General features: G+C 70.5%; 1 pseudogene. It reads left to right on the forward strand.

Annotation, left to right across the window (positions count from 1 at the left end):
• Nucleotides 1-393 (forward strand): annotated as a pseudogene (locus tag EN853_RS34320) (hypothetical protein); the annotation flags it as partial.

Here is a 393-nt window from a genome sequence, read left to right on the forward strand (position 1 = left end):
GTCGCCGGCTTCGTCACTGGCGCCGCCTTCACTTCAGCCTTGCTCGCCGGCTTGGTTGCGGCCGGCTTCGTTGTCTTTGCTGGTGCGGCTGGCTTGGCGGCTTTCACCGGCGTCGGCTTTGCCTGCGCCTTCGCAGCCTTCGCCACGGTTGCGGGTGCCTTGGCAGTCTTCGCCGCGGCCGGCTTCTTGGCGTCCACCTTCTGCGGCGCCGCCGTTGCAGCGGCAACTGCCGGCGCCACAACGGCATCGTCGGTCATCGCCGGGAAGATGGGCGCCGCCGGCGTCGCTTCAGGTGTCTCGACGCCAGGCAATACCGTCGCGCCGTTCTTCAGCGGCTCGCTGGCCTGCGGCGTCGAAGCGGCGGGCGTGGCCGGATCGACGGCAGGCTTCGGC

This window comes from Mesorhizobium sp. M1C.F.Ca.ET.210.01.1.1 (assembly GCF_004791585.1).
Taxonomy (GTDB): domain Bacteria; phylum Pseudomonadota; class Alphaproteobacteria; order Rhizobiales; family Rhizobiaceae; genus Mesorhizobium.